31 protein-coding genes are annotated in these 17,797 nt (G+C 56.5%); all 31 read right to left on the bottom strand.

The annotated features are described in order from the left end of the window. Positions 1-8: 8 nt before the first annotated feature. The 31 genes from rpoA to rpsL all read right to left on the bottom strand — a co-directional run bounded on the left by rpoA (position 9) and on the right by rpsL (position 17,757). Positions 9-1,010 carry a DNA-directed RNA polymerase subunit alpha gene (gene rpoA / locus CQW31_RS12625; protein WP_099814598.1) on the bottom strand — a complete coding sequence of 334 codons (1,002 nt, stop codon included), beginning with the start codon at positions 1,008-1,010 and terminating at the stop codon, positions 9-11. A 22-nt stretch (positions 1,011-1,032) separates the two neighbouring features. Beyond that, positions 1,033-1,653, bottom strand: a complete 621-nt coding sequence (gene rpsD, locus CQW31_RS12620; RefSeq protein ID WP_027917844.1) for a 30S ribosomal protein S4 — start codon at positions 1,651-1,653, stop codon at positions 1,033-1,035. A 15-nt stretch (positions 1,654-1,668) separates the two neighbouring features. Beyond that, the gene (gene rpsK, locus CQW31_RS12615) at positions 1,669-2,058 is read right to left on the bottom strand and encodes a 30S ribosomal protein S11 (protein ID WP_003255454.1); all 390 of its coding nucleotides are present in this window, start codon (positions 2,056-2,058) and stop codon (positions 1,669-1,671) included. Positions 2,059-2,076: 18 nt separating this feature from the next. Beyond that, positions 2,077-2,433, bottom strand: a complete 357-nt coding sequence (gene rpsM / locus CQW31_RS12610) for a 30S ribosomal protein S13 (protein WP_003255457.1) — start codon at positions 2,431-2,433, stop codon at positions 2,077-2,079. Positions 2,434-2,564: 131 nt separating this feature from the next. Beyond that, positions 2,565-2,681, bottom strand: coding sequence for a 50S ribosomal protein L36 (rpmJ, locus tag CQW31_RS12605; RefSeq protein WP_002555468.1), 117 nt, complete (start codon positions 2,679-2,681; stop codon positions 2,565-2,567). 28 nt (positions 2,682-2,709) lie between these two features. After that, positions 2,710-4,041 (bottom strand): preprotein translocase subunit SecY, encoded by a 1,332-nt coding sequence (gene secY, locus CQW31_RS12600; RefSeq protein WP_016393394.1) that lies wholly within the window; start codon positions 4,039-4,041, stop codon positions 2,710-2,712. Next, entirely contained in the window at positions 4,042-4,476 is a 435-nt protein-coding gene (gene rplO / locus CQW31_RS12595) for a 50S ribosomal protein L15 (RefSeq protein ID WP_023382625.1), read from the bottom strand. It lies immediately after the preceding gene. A 3-nt stretch (positions 4,477-4,479) separates the two neighbouring features. Continuing rightward, on the bottom strand, positions 4,480-4,656 hold the full coding sequence (rpmD, locus tag CQW31_RS12590) for a 50S ribosomal protein L30 (protein ID WP_003255463.1): 177 nt from the start codon (positions 4,654-4,656) through the stop codon (positions 4,480-4,482). A gap of 2 nt (positions 4,657-4,658) precedes the next feature. Next, the gene (gene rpsE, locus CQW31_RS12585) at positions 4,659-5,159 is read right to left on the bottom strand and encodes a 30S ribosomal protein S5 (protein WP_003255465.1); all 501 of its coding nucleotides are present in this window, start codon (positions 5,157-5,159) and stop codon (positions 4,659-4,661) included. A gap of 3 nt (positions 5,160-5,162) precedes the next feature. Next, entirely contained in the window at positions 5,163-5,513 is a 351-nt protein-coding gene (rplR, locus tag CQW31_RS12580) for a 50S ribosomal protein L18 (RefSeq protein WP_003255467.1), read from the bottom strand. A 10-nt stretch (positions 5,514-5,523) separates the two neighbouring features. Then, positions 5,524-6,057: a 50S ribosomal protein L6 gene (gene rplF, locus CQW31_RS12575; protein WP_054887033.1), complete on the bottom strand. Its 534-nt coding sequence runs from the start codon at positions 6,055-6,057 to the stop codon at positions 5,524-5,526. A gap of 12 nt (positions 6,058-6,069) precedes the next feature. Beyond that, positions 6,070-6,462, bottom strand: coding sequence for a 30S ribosomal protein S8 (gene rpsH, locus CQW31_RS12570; protein ID WP_009681971.1), 393 nt, complete (start codon positions 6,460-6,462; stop codon positions 6,070-6,072). Between the two features lie 209 nt (positions 6,463-6,671). After that, the gene (gene rpsN / locus CQW31_RS12565; protein WP_012316516.1) at positions 6,672-6,977 is read right to left on the bottom strand and encodes a 30S ribosomal protein S14; all 306 of its coding nucleotides are present in this window, start codon (positions 6,975-6,977) and stop codon (positions 6,672-6,674) included. Between the two features lie 13 nt (positions 6,978-6,990). Then, positions 6,991-7,530, bottom strand: a complete 540-nt coding sequence (gene rplE / locus CQW31_RS12560; protein WP_003255474.1) for a 50S ribosomal protein L5 — start codon at positions 7,528-7,530, stop codon at positions 6,991-6,993. Positions 7,531-7,550: 20 nt separating this feature from the next. Continuing rightward, positions 7,551-7,865, bottom strand: coding sequence for a 50S ribosomal protein L24 (gene rplX, locus CQW31_RS12555; RefSeq protein ID WP_016715319.1), 315 nt, complete (start codon positions 7,863-7,865; stop codon positions 7,551-7,553). 11 nt (positions 7,866-7,876) lie between these two features. Continuing rightward, entirely contained in the window at positions 7,877-8,245 is a 369-nt protein-coding gene (rplN, locus tag CQW31_RS12550) for a 50S ribosomal protein L14 (RefSeq protein ID WP_008089810.1), read from the bottom strand. 23 nt (positions 8,246-8,268) lie between these two features. Continuing rightward, positions 8,269-8,535, bottom strand: coding sequence for a 30S ribosomal protein S17 (gene rpsQ / locus CQW31_RS12545; protein WP_008089812.1), 267 nt, complete (start codon positions 8,533-8,535; stop codon positions 8,269-8,271). 2 nt (positions 8,536-8,537) lie between these two features. Then, the gene (gene rpmC / locus CQW31_RS12540) at positions 8,538-8,729 is read right to left on the bottom strand and encodes a 50S ribosomal protein L29 (protein WP_002555481.1); all 192 of its coding nucleotides are present in this window, start codon (positions 8,727-8,729) and stop codon (positions 8,538-8,540) included. Next, complete coding sequence (gene rplP, locus CQW31_RS12535) at positions 8,729-9,142, bottom strand: 50S ribosomal protein L16 (RefSeq protein WP_003255479.1); 414 nt, start codon at positions 9,140-9,142, stop codon at positions 8,729-8,731. The genes rpmC and rplP overlap by 1 nt, the downstream gene beginning before the upstream one ends. A gap of 12 nt (positions 9,143-9,154) precedes the next feature. Then, on the bottom strand, positions 9,155-9,841 hold the full coding sequence (rpsC, locus tag CQW31_RS12530) for a 30S ribosomal protein S3 (protein ID WP_003255481.1): 687 nt from the start codon (positions 9,839-9,841) through the stop codon (positions 9,155-9,157). A 13-nt stretch (positions 9,842-9,854) separates the two neighbouring features. Beyond that, positions 9,855-10,187: a 50S ribosomal protein L22 gene (rplV, locus tag CQW31_RS12525; RefSeq protein ID WP_003103908.1), complete on the bottom strand. Its 333-nt coding sequence runs from the start codon at positions 10,185-10,187 to the stop codon at positions 9,855-9,857. An 11-nt stretch (positions 10,188-10,198) separates the two neighbouring features. Continuing rightward, positions 10,199-10,474 (bottom strand): 30S ribosomal protein S19, encoded by a 276-nt coding sequence (gene rpsS / locus CQW31_RS12520; RefSeq protein WP_003255482.1) that lies wholly within the window; start codon positions 10,472-10,474, stop codon positions 10,199-10,201. 16 nt (positions 10,475-10,490) lie between these two features. Continuing rightward, entirely contained in the window at positions 10,491-11,315 is an 825-nt protein-coding gene (gene rplB, locus CQW31_RS12515; RefSeq protein WP_003255483.1) for a 50S ribosomal protein L2, read from the bottom strand. A gap of 14 nt (positions 11,316-11,329) precedes the next feature. Continuing rightward, positions 11,330-11,629: a 50S ribosomal protein L23 gene (gene rplW / locus CQW31_RS12510; RefSeq protein ID WP_003255484.1), complete on the bottom strand. Its 300-nt coding sequence runs from the start codon at positions 11,627-11,629 to the stop codon at positions 11,330-11,332. Then, positions 11,626-12,228 carry a 50S ribosomal protein L4 gene (gene rplD / locus CQW31_RS12505; RefSeq protein ID WP_027917846.1) on the bottom strand — a complete coding sequence of 201 codons (603 nt, stop codon included), beginning with the start codon at positions 12,226-12,228 and terminating at the stop codon, positions 11,626-11,628. The genes rplW and rplD overlap by 4 nt, the downstream gene beginning before the upstream one ends. Before the next feature lie 12 nt (positions 12,229-12,240). Continuing rightward, positions 12,241-12,876 carry a 50S ribosomal protein L3 gene (gene rplC / locus CQW31_RS12500; RefSeq protein WP_027917847.1) on the bottom strand — a complete coding sequence of 212 codons (636 nt, stop codon included), beginning with the start codon at positions 12,874-12,876 and terminating at the stop codon, positions 12,241-12,243. An 80-nt stretch (positions 12,877-12,956) separates the two neighbouring features. Continuing rightward, positions 12,957-13,268, bottom strand: coding sequence for a 30S ribosomal protein S10 (rpsJ, locus tag CQW31_RS12495; protein WP_003186070.1), 312 nt, complete (start codon positions 13,266-13,268; stop codon positions 12,957-12,959). Positions 13,269-13,409: 141 nt separating this feature from the next. Further along, complete coding sequence (gene tuf, locus CQW31_RS12490) at positions 13,410-14,603, bottom strand: elongation factor Tu (protein ID WP_054881963.1); 1,194 nt, start codon at positions 14,601-14,603, stop codon at positions 13,410-13,412. Positions 14,604-14,630: 27 nt separating this feature from the next. Next, positions 14,631-16,778 (bottom strand): elongation factor G, encoded by a 2,148-nt coding sequence (fusA, locus tag CQW31_RS12485; protein ID WP_054887144.1) that lies wholly within the window; start codon positions 16,776-16,778, stop codon positions 14,631-14,633. 30 nt (positions 16,779-16,808) lie between these two features. Continuing rightward, positions 16,809-17,279 (bottom strand): 30S ribosomal protein S7, encoded by a 471-nt coding sequence (gene rpsG, locus CQW31_RS12480; RefSeq protein ID WP_003246741.1) that lies wholly within the window; start codon positions 17,277-17,279, stop codon positions 16,809-16,811. Positions 17,280-17,385: 106 nt separating this feature from the next. Further along, a complete protein-coding gene (rpsL, locus tag CQW31_RS12475) occupies positions 17,386-17,757 on the bottom strand; it encodes a 30S ribosomal protein S12 (RefSeq protein WP_003255492.1) in 372 nt (123 codons plus the stop codon). Positions 17,758-17,797 lie beyond the last annotated feature (40 nt).

Here is a 17,797-nt window from a genome sequence, read left to right as displayed (position 1 = left end):
TACGACGATCAGGCGGTCGCCTTGTCGTCTTTCTTAAGACTTGCAGGCGGCCAGTTGTCGAGGCGCATGCCGAGAGACAGACCACGAGAGGCCAGGACGTCCTTGATTTCAGTCAGGGACTTCTTGCCCAGGTTAGGAGTCTTCAACAGCTCTACTTCGGTACGCTGAATCAGGTCGCCGATGTAGTAGATGTTCTCCGCCTTGAGGCAGTTGGCCGAACGTACAGTCAGTTCCAGGTCGTCAACCGGGCGCAGCAGGATCGGATCGATCTCGTCTTCCTGCTCGACTACGACAGGCTCGCTGTCACCCTTGAGGTCGACGAACGCGGCCAACTGCTGTTGCAGGATGGTCGCAGCGCGGCGGATAGCCTCTTCAGGATCCAGGGTGCCGTTGGTTTCCAGATCAATGACCAGCTTGTCCAGGTTGGTACGCTGTTCAACACGGGCGTTTTCGACCACATAGGCGATACGACGCACCGGGCTGAACGAAGCGTCCAGCTGCAGACGGCCAATGCTACGGCTTTCGTCTTCGTCGGCTTGACGGGAGTCAGCCGGCTCGTAACCACGACCACGAGCTACGGTGAGCTTCATGTTCAGGGCGCCGTTGGACGCCAGGTTCGCGATTACGTGATCGGGGTTGACGATCTCGACATCGTGATCCAGCTGAATATCGGCAGCGGTAACCACCCCCGAACCCTTTTTCGACAAGGTCAGCGTAACTTCGTCACGACCGTGCAGTTTGATAGCCAGGCCTTTCAGGTTCAACAGGATTTCAATGACGTCTTCCTGAACACCTTCGATCGCGGAGTACTCGTGGAGTACGCCATCGATCTCGGCCTCGACTACTGCACAGCCAGGCATGGAGGACAACAGGATGCGGCGCAGCGCGTTGCCCAGGGTATGGCCGAAACCACGCTCGAGAGGCTCGAGCGTAATCTTGGCGCGGGTCGGACTGACTACCTGCACATCAATATGGCGGGGAGTCAGGAACTCATTTACCGAAATCTGCATGGATGCACCTATTTTCTAGCCCTTACTTGGAGTAGAGCTCGACAATCAGGTTTTCGTTGATGTCGGCAGACAGATCGCCACGAGCAGGAACGTTCTTGAAAACGCCCGACTTCTTAGCAGAATCTACGTCTACCCACTCAACGCGGCCACGCTGGGCGCACAGTTCAAGGGCTTGAACAATGCGCAGCTGGTTCAGCGACTTCTCGCGAACCGCGACCACGTCACCCGGACGAACTTGGTAGGATGGAATATTTACAGTCTTACCGTTGACGCTGATCGCCTTGTGCGAAACCAGCTGACGGGATTCGGAACGAGTCGAACCGAAGCCCATACGGTAAACGACGTTATCCAGACGGCACTCGAGCAGTTGCAGCAGGTTCTCACCAGTTGCGCCTTTTTTCGAGGCAGCAGCTTGGTAGTAACCGCGGAACTGACGCTCCAGAACACCGTAGATACGACGGACTTTTTGCTTCTCGCGCAGCTGGGTACCGTAGTCGGACTGACGGCCACGGCGCTGACCGTGGATACCTGGGGCTGCTTCGATGTTGCACTTCGATTCCAGAGCGCGAACGCCGCTCTTCAGGAACAGGTCGGTGCCTTCACGACGAGACAGTTTGCATTTTGGACCAATGTAACGTGCCATTCTTCTGTCTCCTGATTACACGCGACGCTTCTTCGGCGGACGGCACCCGTTGTGCGGGATAGGCGTCACGTCGGTGATGCTGGCGATCTTGTAGCCGCAGCTGTTCAATGCACGAACGGCGGATTCACGACCTGGACCTGGGCCCTTGACGTTGACGTCGAGGTTCTTCAGACCATATTCCAGCGCAGCTTGACCAGCACGCTCAGCAGCGATCTGAGCTGCGAACGGGGTGGATTTGCGCGAACCACGGAAACCCGAACCACCGGAAGTAGCCCAGGACAATGCGTTGCCCTGACGGTCGGTGATGGTCACGATGGTGTTGTTGAAAGACGCATGGATGTGGGCGATGCCATCAACCACTGTCTTTTTGACTTTTTTACGAGGACGAGCAGCAGGTTTTGCCATGTCTATATTCCTGGGCGATTACTTGCGGATCGGCTTACGCGGGCCCTTACGGGTGCGTGCGTTGGTCTTGGTGCGCTGACCGCGAACCGGCAGACCTTTACGATGACGCAGGCCGCGGTAGCAACCCAGGTCCATCAAGCGCTTGATCTTCATGTTGATGTCACGACGCAGGTCACCTTCGGTGGTGAACTTCGCGACTTCGCCACGCAGGGTTTCGATTTGCTCGTCGCTCAGATCCTTGATCTTTGCGGCTGGGTTGACACCAGCGTCTGCACAGATCTTCTGTGCAGTAGTGCGACCGACACCATAGATGTAGGTCAGCGAGATAACAGTATGCTTGTTATCTGGAATGTTGACGCCTGCAATACGGGCCATTCAGTGGGACTCCAATTGACAGCTACCTACGCCCCGGAAGCCAAGAAATAGGGCGCGAGATAATATCGCTGTAGAAACGAATAATCAACCCAGCAGCACACTAGCTGCTGGGTTTGAAGCGCAGATCACACTCAGCCTTGGCGCTGTTTGTGACGCGGTTCCGCGCTGCAGATCACTCGTACGACGCCTTCGCGACGGATGATCTTGCAGTTGCGGCACAGCTTTTTCACCGATGCACGAACTTTCATTACCGACTCCTCGAACCTTAGGGGCGTATCAGCGCAGCAGACCGCTGCCACCGTAGCCTTTCAGGTTGGCTTTCTTCATCAGGGATTCGTACTGGTGCGAAACGAGGTGCGATTGTACTTGGGACATGAAGTCCATCACAACCACTACCACAATCAGCAACGAGGTCCCGCCAAGGTAGAACGGCACATTTGCTGCCACCACCAGGAACTGGGGCAGAAGGCAGACGGCCATCATGTAAAGAGCACCGAACATGGTCAGACGAGTCAGAACGCCATCAATGTAGCGTGCGGACTGCTCACCAGGACGGATACCCGGAATAAAGGCACCGGACTTCTTCAGGTTTTCCGCTACGTCTTTCGGGTTGAACATCAACGCTGTGTAGAAGAAGCAGAAGAAAATGATCCCTGCACTAAACAGCAGAATGTTCAACGGCTGACCAGGAGCGATCGACTGCGAGATGTCCTGCAGCCAGCCCATACCTTCGGACTGACCGAACCAGGCACCCAGCGAAGCCGGGAACAGCAGAATGCTGCTCGCGAAAATGGCCGGGATAACCCCTGCCATGTTCACCTTCAGCGGCAAGTGGCTGGTCTGCGCGGCAAAGACCTTGCGGCCCTGCTGACGCTTGGCGTAGTGAACGGCGATACGACGCTGACCACGCTCAATGAACACCACGAAACCGATGATCGCTACTGCAAGCAAACCGATTGCGACCAGGGCGAAAATGTTGATATCGCCTGTGCGTGCAGACTCGAAAGACTGCCCGATTGCTCTCGGAAGACCGGCAACGATACCTGCGAAGATCAACATCGAGATACCGTTACCCACACCGCGCTCGGTGATCTGCTCACCCAGCCACATCATGAACATCGCGCCTGCCACGAAGGTGGAGACAGCAACGACATAGAAGCCGAGCCCTACAGAAAACGCCACGCCCTGGTTGGCCAGGCCAATGGACATGCCAATGGCTTGAACCAGTGCCAGGATAACGGTGCCGTAGCGGGTGTACTGGCTGATCTTGCGACGGCCAGCTTCACCTTCCTTCTTCAACTGCTCCAGTTGCGGGCTGACCGCCGTCATCAGCTGCATGATGATCGATGCCGAGATGTACGGCATGATCCCCAATGCAAAGATGCTCATGCGCTCGAGCGCGCCACCGGAAAACATGTTGAACAAGCTAAGAATGGTCCCCTCATTCTGCCGAAACAGATCCGCCAGACGGTCTGGATTGATGCCAGGAACCGGGATATGCGCACCTATCCGATAGACGATGATCGCCATGAACAGAAAGCGCAGACGAGCCCAGAGTTCCGACATCCCGCCCTTACCGAGCGAAGAGAGAGCACCTTGCTTAGCCATTTATTCCTCGAATTTGCCGCCAGCTGCTTCGATAGCCGCACGCGCACCCTTGGTGGCTGCGATGCCCTTGATGGTGACTGCGCGAGTGACTTCGCCAGACAGCATGATTTTCACACGCTGTACGTTCTGGCCAATCACGTTGGCGTCCTTCAGGGACTGTACGGAAACCACGTCGCCTTCCACCTTGGCCAGCTCGGACAGACGCACTTCAGCGCGGTCCATGGCTTTCAGGGAAACGAAGCCGAATTTCGGCAGACGACGGTGCAGCGGCTGTTGACCGCCTTCGAAGCCAGGAGCGATCGAACCACCGGAACGGGAGGTCTGACCTTTGTGGCCACGGCCGCCGGTCTTACCCAGACCGCTACCGATACCACGACCTGGACGATGCTTCTCGCGACGGGAACCCGGCGCTGGACTCAGATCATTGAGTTTCATCGATTAACCCTCGACCTTCAGCATGTAGTAAGCCTTGTTGATCATCCCGCGGTTCTCGGGAGTATCCTGGACTTCTACAGTGTGACCGATGCGACGCAGACCCAGACCTTTAACGCACAGTTTGTGGTTAGGCAGGCGGCCCGAGACGCTCTTGATCAGCGTTACTTTTACGGTTGCCATGATTAGAAGATCTCCTCAACGCTCTTGCCGCGCTTGGCAGCAATGGACTCAGGAGATTGCATGGCTTTCAGACCCTTGAAGGTGGCGTAAACCACGTTCACTGGGTTGGTCGAACCGTAGCACTTGGCCAGGACGTTCTGAACACCAGCAACTTCCAGGACGGCACGCATTGCACCGCCGGCGATGATACCGGTACCTTCCGAGGCAGGCTGCATGTAAACCTTCGAGGCGCCGTGGGCAGCCTTGGTGGCGTACTGCAGGGTGGTGCCCTTCAGGTCAACCTGGATCATGTTGCGACGTGCAGCTTCCATGGCTTTCTGGATCGCAGCAGGTACTTCGCGCGACTTGCCACGGCCAAAACCAACGCGACCCTTGCCATCACCCACCACGGTCAGTGCGGTGAAGGTGAAGATACGGCCGCCTTTTACGGTTTTAGCTACGCGGTTAACTTGAACCAGCTTCTCGATGTAGCCTTCGTCGCGCTTTTGATCGTTATTTGCCATAACTTAGAACTCCAGCCCGCCTTCACGAGCAGCATCAGCCAGCGCTTTGACGCGGCCATGGTACTTGAAGCCGGAACGGTCAAAGGCAACTTGAGATACACCGGCGGCTTTCGCGCGCTCAGCTACCAGCTTGCCAACCTTAGTGGCCGCGTCGATGTTGCCAGTGGCGCCATCACGCAGGTCTTTGTCCAAGGTCGAGGCGCTTGCCAGAACCTTGCTGCCGTCGGCCGAAATGACCTGGGCGTAGATGTGCTGCGAGGAGCGGAACACGCACAGGCGCACGACTTCGAGTTCGTGCATCTTGAGACGTGCTTTGCGAGCGCGACGCAGTCGAATAACTTTTTTGTCGGTCATTTGCTAGGCCCTACTTCTTCTTGGCTTCTTTACGACGGACTGCTTCGTCCGCGTAACGCACACCCTTGCCTTTGTAAGGCTCTGGCGGACGGAACCCGCGGATTTCAGCGGCCACCTGACCTACCAGCTGCTTGTCGATACCCTTGATCAGGATGTCGGTCTGGCTAGGAGTTTCAGCGGTGATGCCGGCTGGCAGTTCGTAGTCCACTGGGTGAGAGAAGCCCAGGGCCAGGTTCAGGACGGTGCCTTTGGCCTGTGCCTTGTAACCAACACCGACCAGCTGGAGCTTGCGCTCGAAGCCTTGGCTTACGCCTTGGACCATGTTGTTGACCAGAGCTCGGGTAGTACCGGCCATGGCGCGAGCTTGCTGGTCACCATTGCGAGCGACGAAACGCAGCTCACCAGACTCTTCGGTAACTTCAACAGACGAGTGAACGTTCAGTTCGAGAGTACCTTTGGCACCCTTCACCGAAAGCTGCTGGCCGGCGAATTTGACTTCGACACCAGAAGGCAGCTTAACGGGGTTCTTAGCGACGCGAGACATGTCTATCCCCCCTTAGAACACTGTGCAGAGAACTTCGCCGCCGACACCGGCAGCGCGCGCAGCGCGATCAGTCATCACACCTTTGTTGGTGGAGACAATAGACACGCCCAGGCCGCCACGTACTTTCGGCAGCTCAGCGACGGACTTGTACTGGCGCAGGCCTGGACGGCTGGAGCGCTTCAGTTCCTCGATGACCGGACGGCCTTCGAAGTACTTCAGTTCGATCGACAGGGAAGGCTTGGCTTCACCAGTAACCTGGTAGCCAGCGATGTAACCTTCGTCCTTCAGAACTTTGGCAACCGCGACCTTCAGGGTGGAGGAAGGCATGCTTACGACGGACTTTTCAGCCATCTGGGCATTACGGATGCGAGTTAGCATGTCCGCTAACGGGTCCTGCATACTCATGGGCTAGATGCTCCTGATACAAGAAATATTAGCCTTGCGGCTATCACAACCACCCAAGCGGGCAGGGTAAAAAACCCAGGCTCAGGTGAGCCGGTCATTCTAGACATAAGGCAGAAACGAAACAAGCCCCACGAGGGGGCTTGTTTGTTGGCGAGGTCACCGATGGTCGGAAGATTGCTCCCCGTCCACCGGGATCACACCTGCAGGGATTACCAGGAGGCTTTGACCAGACCCGGTACGTCACCGCGCATTGCAGCTTGACGCAGCATGTTACGGCCCAGGCCGAACTTACGGTATACACCGTGAGGACGACCAGTCAGGCGGCAACGGTTGCGCAGACGCGCAGCGCTGGCATCACGTGGCTGCTTCTGCAGAGCGACAACGGCAGCGAAACGCTCTTCTGGAGAGGCGTTCAGGTTGACGATGGTCGCTTTCAGCTCAGCACGCTTTTTGGCGAACTTGGCTACCGTGAGCTGACGCTTCAGCTCGCGGTTTTTCATGCTCTTCTTGGCCATTTTCCTACTCCAATCAGTTGCGGAACGGGAATTTGAATGCACGCAGCAGAGCGCGGCCTTCGTCATCCGAACGAGCAGTGGTGGTCAGGGTGATGTCCAAACCGCGCAGAGCATCGATCTTGTCGTAGTCGATTTCCGGGAAGATGATCTGCTCTTTCACGCCCATGCTGTAGTTGCCACGGCCATCGAAGGACTTGGCATTCAGGCCGCGGAAGTCGCGTACCCGAGGCAGGGAGATCGCCAGCAGGCGGTCCAGGAATTCGTACATCTTGTCGCTACGCAGGGTCACCTTGACGCCGATCGGCCATCCTTCACGGACTTTGAAGCCCGCGATGGATTTACGAGCGAAAGTCACGACCGGCTTTTGACCGGTGATCTTTTCCAGGTCGGCAACAGCGTGCTCGATGACTTTCTTGTCGCCGATCGCTTCGCCCAGACCCATGTTCAGGGTGATCTTGGTAACGCGCGGAACTTCCATCACGTTCGACAGCTTAAGTTCTTCCTTAAGCTTAGGAGCGATTTCGTTCCGGTAAATCTCTTTCAGTCGTGCCATGGTCTTCTACCTAGCAGTGTTCAAGCATCAACCGCTTTTTGGGTCGACTTGAAGACACGAATTTTCTTACCGTCTTCTACTTTGAAACCAACGCGGTCAGCCTTGTTGGTTTCGCCGTTGAAGATGGCAACGTTGGAAGCGTGCAGAGGCGCTTCTTTTTCGACGATACCGCCCTGAACGCCCGCCATCGGGTTAGGCTTGGTATGACGCTTGACCAGGTTCACACCACCGACGACCAGACGGTCATCAGCCAGAACCTTCAGCACCTTACCGCGCTTACCTTTGTCTTTGCCGGCGATCACGATGATCTCGTCGTCACGACGAATCTTTTGCATGTCGGATCTCCTTACAGCACTTCAGGGGCGAGCGAGACGATCTTCATGAACTTCTCAGTACGAAGTTCACGGGTCACTGGCCCGAAGATGCGAGTGCCGATCGGCTCTTGCTTGGTGTTCAGCAGAACAGCAGCGTTGCCGTCGAAACGAATGATGGAACCGTCAGCGCGACGTACACCGTGACGGGTACGGACGACAACAGCAGTCATCACTTGGCCTTTTTTGACCTTACCGCGTGGAATTGCTTCCTTGACGGTTACTTTGATGATGTCACCGATGCCGGCGTAACGGCGGTGCGAACCGCCGAGAACCTTGATGCACATGACGCGACGAGCGCCGCTGTTATCGGCCACATCGAGCATGGATTGAGTCTGAATCATAAAATTTCTCCGACCCCTAGCCCTTAGACTTCAACAGCGCGTTCGAGGACTTCAACCAGTGCCCAGGACTTGGTCTTGGCCAGCGGACGGGTTTCACGGATGGAAACCTTGTCGCCGATTTTGCACTGGTTGGATTCGTCGTGCGCGTGCAGCTTAGTCGAACGCTTAACGTATTTACCGTAGATCGGGTGCTTTACGCGACGCTCGATCAGAACGGTGATGGTCTTGTCCATTTTGTCGCTGACGACACGGCCAGTCAGCGTACGGACGGTTTTTTCAGCTTCAGCCATGATCACTTACCTGCCTGCTGGTTAAGCACAGTTTTCACGCGAGCGATGTCACGCTTAACTTGCGAGAGCAGGTGCGACTGCCCCAACTGGCCAGTTGCCTTCTGCATACGCAGATTGAACTGGTCGCGCAGCAAGCCGAGCAGTTGCTCATTCAGTTGCTGTGCAGATTTTTCACGAAGTTCATTCGCTTTCATCACATCACCGTCCGCTTAACAAAGGAGGTGGCGAGAGGCAGCTTTGCAGCAGCCAGGGCGAAAGCTTCGCGCGCCAGCTCTTCAGAAACACCCTCGATCTCGTACAGGACTTTGCCTGGCTGGATCTGGGCAACCCAGTATTCCACGGAACCTTTACCTTTACCCATACGAACCTCGAGAGGCTTCTTGGAGATCGGCTTGTCCGGGAACACACGGATCCAGATCTTGCCGCCACGCTTGACGTGACGGGTCAGCGCACGACGTGCGGACTCGATCTGGCGAGCGGTGAGGCGACCGCGAGCAACAGCTTTCAGGGCGAATTCGCCGAAGCTGACTTTGCTACCGCGCAGTGCCAGACCACGGTTGTGGCCAGTCATCTGCTTGCGGAATTTTGTACGCTTTGGTTGCAACATTTGGCGTACCCCTTACTTAGCAGCTTTTTTACGAGGCGCTGGTGCTTGTGGTTTCAGTTCTTCTTGGCGACCACCAATAACTTCGCCTTTGAAGATCCAAACCTTCACACCGATCACACCGTAAGTGGTGTGAGCTTCGTAGGTGTTGTAGTCGATATCGGCACGCAGGGTGTGCAGCGGCACACGACCTTCGCGATACCACTCGGTACGAGCAATCTCAGCACCGCCGAGACGACCGCTCACCTGGATCTTGATGCCCTTGGCACCAATACGCATGGCGTTCTGTACGGCGCGCTTCATGGCGCGACGGAACATTACGCGGCGTTCCAGCTGCTGAGCTACGCTCTGCGCAACCAGCATAGCGTCGAGTTCCGGCTTGCGGATCTCTTCGATGTTGATGTGCACAGGCACACCCATCTGCTTGGTCAGGTCCTGACGCAGCTTCTCGACATCTTCACCTTTCTTCCCGATAACGATACCTGGACGAGCGGTGTGGATGGTGATGCGTGCAGTTTGAGCCGGACGATGAATATCGATACGGCTTACGGACGCGCTTTTTAGTTTGTCTTGGAGGTACTCACGCGTTTTCAGATCCTTCAACAGGTAATCTGCGTAAGTAGCACCGTCTGCGTACCAGACGGAGGTGTGCTCCTTGACGATTCCCAGGCGAATGCCAGTGGGATGTACTTTCTGACCCATCTGATCGACTCCGTTACTTGTCCGCAACCTTGACAGTGATATGGCAAGACCGCTTGACGATGCGATCAGCACGGCCCTTGGCACGTGGCATGATGCGCTTCAGCGAACGCCCTTCGTTGACGAAGACGGTGGAGACCTTCAGGTCATCAACGTCTGCGCCTTCGTTGTGTTCGGCGTTGGCTACGGCCGACTCGAGGACTTTCTTCATGATTTCAGCGGCTTTTTTGCTGCTGAAGGCCAACAGGTTGAGCGCTTCGCCCACCTTCTTCCCGCGGATCTGGTCGGCGACCAAGCGGGCTTTCTGGGCGGAGATGCGAGCGCCCGACAACTTAGCGGCTACTTCCATTTCCTTACCCCTTAACGCTTGGCTTTCTTGTCAGCCACGTGCCCGCGATAGGTGCGGGTACCGGCGAACTCGCCCAGTTTGTGGCCGACCATGTCTTCGTTCACGAGAACTGGGACATGCTGACGACCGTTGTGAACCGCGATGGTCAGACCGACCATTTGTGGCAGGATCATCGAACGGCGCGACCAGGTTTTAACTGGCTTGCGATCGTTCTTCTCCACCGCCACTTCGACCTTCTTCAACAGGTGAAGATCGATAAAAGGACCTTTTTTCAGAGAACGTGGCACTGTCGTATCCCTCTAGTTACTTGCGACGACGGACGATCATGTTGTCGGTACGCTTATTACCGCGGGTCTTCGCACCCTTGGTTGGGAAGCCCCATGGCGATACCGGATGACGACCACCGGAGGTACGACCTTCACCACCACCATGTGGGTGGTCAACCGGGTTCATGGCAACACCACGAACGGTTGGGCGAACGCCGCGCCAGCGTTTGGCACCAGCTTTACCCAGCGAACGCAGGCTGTGCTCGGAGTTCGAGACTTCACCCAGGGTCGCACGGCACTCAGCCAGGACTTTACGCATTTCACCAGAGCGCAGACGCAGGGTCACGTAGACACCTTCACGAGCGATCAGCTGAGCCGAAGCACCAGCGGAACGTGCGATCTGAGCACCTTTACCCGGCTTCAGTTCGATGCCGTGAATGGTGCTACCTACTGGAATGTTGCGCAGCTGCAGGGAGTTACCGGCCTTGATTGGGGCCAGGGCACCTGCGATCAGCTGGTCGCCAGCGCTCACGCCTTTAGGGGCGATGATGTAGCGACGCTCACCGTCTGCGTAGCACAGCAGGGCGATGTGAGCAGTACGGTTTGGATCGTATTCGATACGCTCGACAGTGGCTGGGATGCCATCTTTGTCGTTGCGACGGAAGTCGACCAGACGGTAATGCTGCTTATGACCACCACCAACGTGACGAGTGGTAATGCGGCCATTGTTGTTACGACCACCAGACTTCGATTTTTTCTCGATCAGCGGTGCGTGAGGAGCGCCTTTGTGCAGCTCCTTGTTGACCACCTTGACCACGAAACGGCGGCCAGGGGAAGTCGGTTTGCATTTAACGATTGCCATGATGCACCCCTTCCTTACTCAGCACTGCTGCTGAAATCGAGATCTTGGCCTGGCTGAAGGGAGACGATCGCCTTCTTCCAGTCATTACGCTTGCCCAGACCACGTGCGGTACGCTTGGTTTTACCCAGAACGTTAACAGTCGACACGTTTTCAACTTTTACGTTGAACAGGCCTTCGACAGCTTTCTTGATTTCCAGCTTGGTTGCATCGGTAGCAACCTTGAATACGAACTGGCCTTTTTTCTCAGCCAGAACGGTAGCCTTCTCGGAAACGTGCGGGCCAAGGAGGACTTTGAATACGCGTTCCTGGTTCATCCCAGCAGCTCCTCGAATTTCTTCACGGCCGAGACGGTGATCAACACCTTCTCGTATGCGATCAGACTGACCGGGTCGGAACCTTGAACGTCACGTACATCGACGTGCGGCAGGTTGCGAGCAGCCAGGTACAGGTTCTGATCAACAGCGTCGGAAACGATCAGTACGTCGTTCAGACCCATGCCGTTCAGCTTGTTCAGCAGATCTTTGGTTTTCGGCGCTTCAACAGCGAAGTCCTGAACCACGACCAGACGGTCGCTACGCACCAGCTCAGCGAGGATGGAGCGCAGGGCTGCGCGGTACATCTTCTTGTTGAGCTTCTGCGAGTGATCTTGAGGACGAGCTGCGAAGGTTACACCACCGCCACGCCAGATCGGACCACGAGTGGTACCAGCACGAGCACGGCCAGTACCCTTCTGACGCCATGGGCGCTTACCGCCACCGGCCACGTCGGAACGGGTCTTCTGCTGCTTGGTGCCCTGACGGCCGCCAGCCATGTAGGCTACGACTGCTTGGTGTACCAGCGTCTCGTTGAATTCGCCACCGAAAGCCAGTTCGGAAACTTCGATCGCCTGAGCGTCATTTACATTAAGTTGCATGTCAGTATCCCCTTAACCGCGAGCCTTGACAGCTGGACGTACAACCACGTCGCCGCCAGTAGCGCCAGGAACGGCACCCTTGACGAGCAGCAGGTTGCGCTCAGCGTCTACGCGAACTACTTCCAGGGACTGAACAGTCACGCGCTCGGCGCCCATGTGACCGGACATTTTCTTGCCCTTGAACACACGACCAGGAGTCTGGCACTGGCCGATGGAACCTGGGACACGGTGCGACACGGAGTTACCGTGGGTGTTGTCCTGGCCACGGAAGTTCCAGCGCTTGATGGTACCGGCGAAGCCTTTACCTTTGGACTGACCAGTAACGTCAACCAGCTGGCCTGCAGTGAAGAGTTCAGCTTTGATCGAGTCGCCAGCCTGGAACTCGCCTTCTTCAAGACGGAACTCCCAGACACCGCGACCAGCGGCAACGTTGGCCTTGGCGAAGTGACCTGCCTGAGCGGCAGTCACACGCGAAGCACGACGCTCGCCGACAGTGACTTGCACTGCACGGTAGCCATCGGTTTCTTCAGTTTTGAACTGGGTGACACGATTCGGCTCGATCTCAATGACCGTGACCGGAATGGAGACACCTTCTTCGGTGAAAATGCGGGTCATACCGCACTTGCGACCGATTACACCAATAGTCATGTTGTAAACCTCATGAGTGTACGGGGCTTTCACCCGCTATGGCCGCCCATTTCAGAGCGTTACACGACTAGACCGAAGTCTTAGCCGAGGCTGATCTGTACTTCCACACCTGCCGCCAGATCGAGCTTCATCAGCGCGTCAACGGTTTTATCCGTTGGCTGGACGATGTCCAGAACACGCTTATGAGTGCGAATCTCGTACTGGTCACGCGCGTCTTTGTTGACGTGCGGGGAGACCAGAACGGTGAAACGCTCTTTGCGGGTAGGCAGTGGAATTGGACCACGCACTTGTGCACCAGTACGTTTCGCGGTTTCCACGATTTCCTGGGTGGATTGGTCGATCAGGCGATGGTCGAAAGCCTTCAACCTGATACGGATTTGCTGATTTTGCATTGGATTTCAGACTCCAGGCTGTTCCCAACGGACGCACTACGCCCGCTAAAAGGAGGCGTGATTCTATAGACGCCCCAATTTAGTGTCAACCCAATAAAAAAAACCCCCGCTGAGCGGGGGTTTTTTCAATCGGTCGAGTGATTACTCGATGATTTTGGCTACGACGCCGGCGCCGACGGTACGACCGCCTTCACGGATAGCGAAGCGCAGACCGTCTTCCATTGCGATGGTCTTGATCAGGGTAACAGTCATCTGAATGTTGTCACCTGGCATTACCATTTCAACGCCTTCCGGCAGCTCGCAGTTACCGGTCACGTCAGTGGTACGGAAGTAGAACTGAGGACGGTAGCCTTTGAAGAACGGAGTGTGACGGCCGCCTTCTTCCTTCGACAGGACGTAGACTTCTGCGGTGAACTTGGTGTGCGGCTTGACCGAACCTGGCTTGACCAGAACCTGGCCACGCTCAACGTCGTCACGCTTGGTACCACGCAGCAGAACGCCGCAGTTCTCGCCAGCACGGCCTTCGTCCAGCAGCTTGCGGAACATCTCGACACCGGTGCAGGTGGTGGTGGAGGTGTCACGCAGACCAACGATTTCCAGCGGATCCTGAACGCGGACGATACCACGCTCGATACGGCCGGTAACAACGGTACCACGGCCCGAGATCGAGAATACGTCTTCGATTGGCATCAGGAATGGCTGGTCGATGGCACGAACTGGCTCAGGGATGTAGGCATCCAGAGTTTCTACCAGCTTCTTGACAGCGGTAGTACCCATTTCGTTGTCGTCTTTGCCTTCCAGCGCCATACGAGCCGAACCGATGATGATCGGAGTGTCGTCGCCTGGGAAGTCGTAGGTGGACAGCAGGTCGCGAACTTCCATCTCGACCAGTTCCAGCAGCTCAGCGTCGTCTACCAGGTCAGCCTTGTTCAGGAAGACCACGATGTACGGAACGCCAACCTGACGGGACAGCAGGATGTGCTCACGGGTTTGTGGCATCGGACCATCGGCGGCCGAGCAAACCAGGATCGCGCCGTCCATCTGGGCAGCACCGGTGATCATGTTCTTCACGTAGTCAGCGTGACCTGGGCAGTCAACGTGAGCGTAGTGACGAATGTTCGAGTTGTACTCGACGTGAGCGGTGTTGATGGTGATACCGCGTGCTTTTTCTTCTGGAGCCGAGTCGATCTTGTCGAACTCAACGACGGCCGAACCGAAAACTTCGGAGCAGACGCGAGTCAGAGCTGCGGTCAGAGTGGTCTTACCGTGGTCAACGTGGCCGATGGTGCCGACGTTAACGTGGGGAAGGGAACGATCAAATTTTTCTTTAGCCACGACAGTGAACCTCTTGCCTAAAGGGGATTAGCCTTGTTTTTTAACGAGTGCTTCGACGATGTTCGACGGAGCTTCGGCGTATTTGGAGAATTCCATGGAGTAGCTTGCGCGACCCTGAGACATGGAACGAACGTCGGTCGCGTAACCGAACATCTCTCCGAGCGGAACTTCAGCGCGGACGACGCGGCCAGAGACCGACTCATCCATACCCTGTACCAGACCACGACGACGGTTCAGGTCACCCATCACGTCACCCAGGTAGTCTTCCGGGGTTACAACTTCGACCTTCATGATCGGCTCGAGAACCACGCCACCGCCCTTCTGGGCCAGTTGCTTGGTTGCCATCGAAGCAGCGATCTTGAACGCCATTTCGTTGGAGTCGACGTCGTGGTACGAACCATCGAATACCGCGGCCTTCAGGCCGATCAGAGGATAACCGGCAACAACGCCGTTTTTCATCTGCTCTTCGATACCCTTCTGGATCGCAGGGATGTATTCCTTAGGAATCACACCACCAACGACTTCGTTGGCGAACACCAGACCTTCGGTGATGTTGCCCTTGTCGTCCTGATCCGGCTCCGAGAAACGGATCCAGCAGTGACCGAACTGACCACGGCCGCCCGACTGACGAACGAATTTGCCTTCGATTTCGACGTTGGACTTGGTGATCTTCTCGCGGTACGAAACCTGCGGCTTGCCAATGTTGGCTTCGACGTTGAACTCGCGCTTCATGCGGTCAACGAGGATGTCCAGGTGCAGCTCGCCCATACCGGAGATGATGGTCTGGCCGGTTTCTTCGTCGGTCTTGACGCGGAACGACGGGTCTTCCTGGGCCAGTTTGCCCAGAGCGATACCCATCTTCTCCTGGTCAGCCTTGGTTTTCGGCTCTACGGAGAGCGAAATTACCGGCTCAGGGAAGTCCATACGCTCGAGGATGATCGGCTTGTCGGCATTGCACAGGGTGTCACCGGTGGTGACGTCCTTCATGCCGATCAGAGCAGCGATGTCGCCTGCACGTACTTCCTTGATTTCTTCACGCTGGTTGGCGTGCATCTGCACCATACGACCAACGCGCTCTTTCTTGCCCTTGACCGAGTTGACGACGGAGTCACCAGAGGTCAGGAAGCCCGAGTAAACGCGGACGAAGGTCAGAGTACCAACGAACGGGTCGGTGGCAATCTTGAATGCCAGAGCCGAGAACGGCTCGTCATCGCTGGCGTGACGCTCGTCGTACTGCTCAGGAGTGACTTCATCCTTCGGCACTTCGGCCAGATCAGGGTGGATACCCTTGATCGCAGGAATCTCGGTCGGAGCAGGCAGGAAGTCGATGACGGCGTCGAGAACCAGGGGAACGCCCTTGTTCTTGAACGACGAACCGCAGACAGCCGGAACGATCTCGCTGGCCAGGGTGCGCGCGCGCAGGCCTGCCTTGATTTCTTCGACGGTCAGCTCACCTTCTTCAAGGTACTTGTTCATCAGCTCTTCGCTGGCTTCGGCGGCGGCTTCAACCATGTTGTTGCGCCATTCGTTAGCCAGGTCGACCAGATCCGCAGGAATTTCTTCCTCACGGTAGGTAGTACCCTTGTCGTCTTCGTTCCAGTAGATGGCTTTCATCTTGATCAGGTCGACCTGACCCTGGAAATCGTCTTCTGCACCGATAGCCAGCTGGATCGGAACCGGGGTGTGGCCCAGGCGGTTCTTGATCTGGCCGACAACGCGCAGGAAGTTGGCACCGGCACGGTCCATCTTGTTCACGTAGACAACACGTGGAACGCCGTACTTGTTGGCCTGACGCCATACGGTTTCGGACTGCGGCTCAACGCCGGAAGTACCGCAGAACACAACGACCGCGCCGTCGAGTACACGCAGCGAACGCTCAACTTCAATGGTGAAGTCAACGTGGCCGGGGGTATCGATGACGTTTACGCGGTAGTTGTCGTACTGACCACGGGAACCTTTCCAGAAGGTGGTAACGGCAGCGGAGGTAATGGTGATACCGCGCTCCTGCTCCTGCACCATCCAGTCGGTGGTCGCGGCGCCGTCATGCACCTCGCCCATCTTGTGGCTCAGACCTGTGTAGAACAGGATCCGCTCGGTAGTGGTAGTCTTGCCCGCGTCAACGTGGGCGCAGATACCGATGTTACGGTAGCGGTTAATTGCTGTAGTACGAGCCATAAAGCCCTCGCAAAATAATTGATGCTTGAATTAGAAGCGGTAGTGCGAGAACGCTTTGTTGGCTTCAGCCATACGGTGCACGTCTTCACGCTTCTTGACCGCAGCACCCTTGCCTTCGGCAGCATCCAGCAGCTCACCGGCCAGGCGCAGAGCCATCGACTTCTCGCCGCGCTTGCGGGCGTAGTCTACGAGCCAGCGCATTGCCAGAGCGTTACGACGGGATGGACGAACTTCAACCGGAACCTGGTAAGTGGCACCGCCGACACGACGGGACTTTACTTCGACCAGCGGAGCGATGGCGTCGAGAGCTTTCTCGAAGATTTCCAGGGGGTCGCTGTTCTTGCGTGCTTTGACGGTATCCAGGGCACCGTAAACGATGCGCTCGGCTACGGCCTTCTTGCCGCTTTCCATCACGTGGTTCATGAACTTGGCGAGGATCTGGGATCCGTACTTCGGATCGTCAAGGATCTCACGTTTTGCTGCTACACGACGTCTTGGCATGATAAGCCCTCAAACGGTCTTCAGGTTAGCCCGGGACGCGGGTCTTCGACCCCTGCCCGACCTTACTCTTATCGACTCAAAAAAATGGATGTCTGCAAACGGCCGATTACTTCGGACGCTTGGTACCGTATTTCGAACGACCCTGGTTACGGCCTTTAACGCCCGAAGTATCCAGAGAGCCGCGAACGGTGTGGTAACGAACACCTGGCAAGTCTTTTACACGGCCGCCACGGATAAGGACGACGCTGTGCTCTTGCAGGTTGTGGCCTTCACCACCGATGTACGAGGAAACCTCGAAACCGTTGGTCAGACGCACACGGCATACTTTACGCAGTGCCGAGTTAGGTTTTTTCGGCGTGGTGGTGTACACGCGGGTGCACACGCCACGACGCTGCGGGCAGTTCTGCAGCGCAGGAACGTCGGACTTCTCGACCGAACGCTTACGCGGCTGACGTACCAGCTGGTTGATAGTTGCCATCTACTAGCTCCACTGATTGTCTTGCGACTCTATTGTCTTG

This window comes from Pseudomonas sp. 382 (assembly GCF_002759075.1).
Lineage (GTDB): Bacteria > Pseudomonadota > Gammaproteobacteria > Pseudomonadales > Pseudomonadaceae > Aquipseudomonas > Aquipseudomonas vlassakiae.
This window is presented reverse-complemented; position numbering and strand designations above follow the sequence as displayed.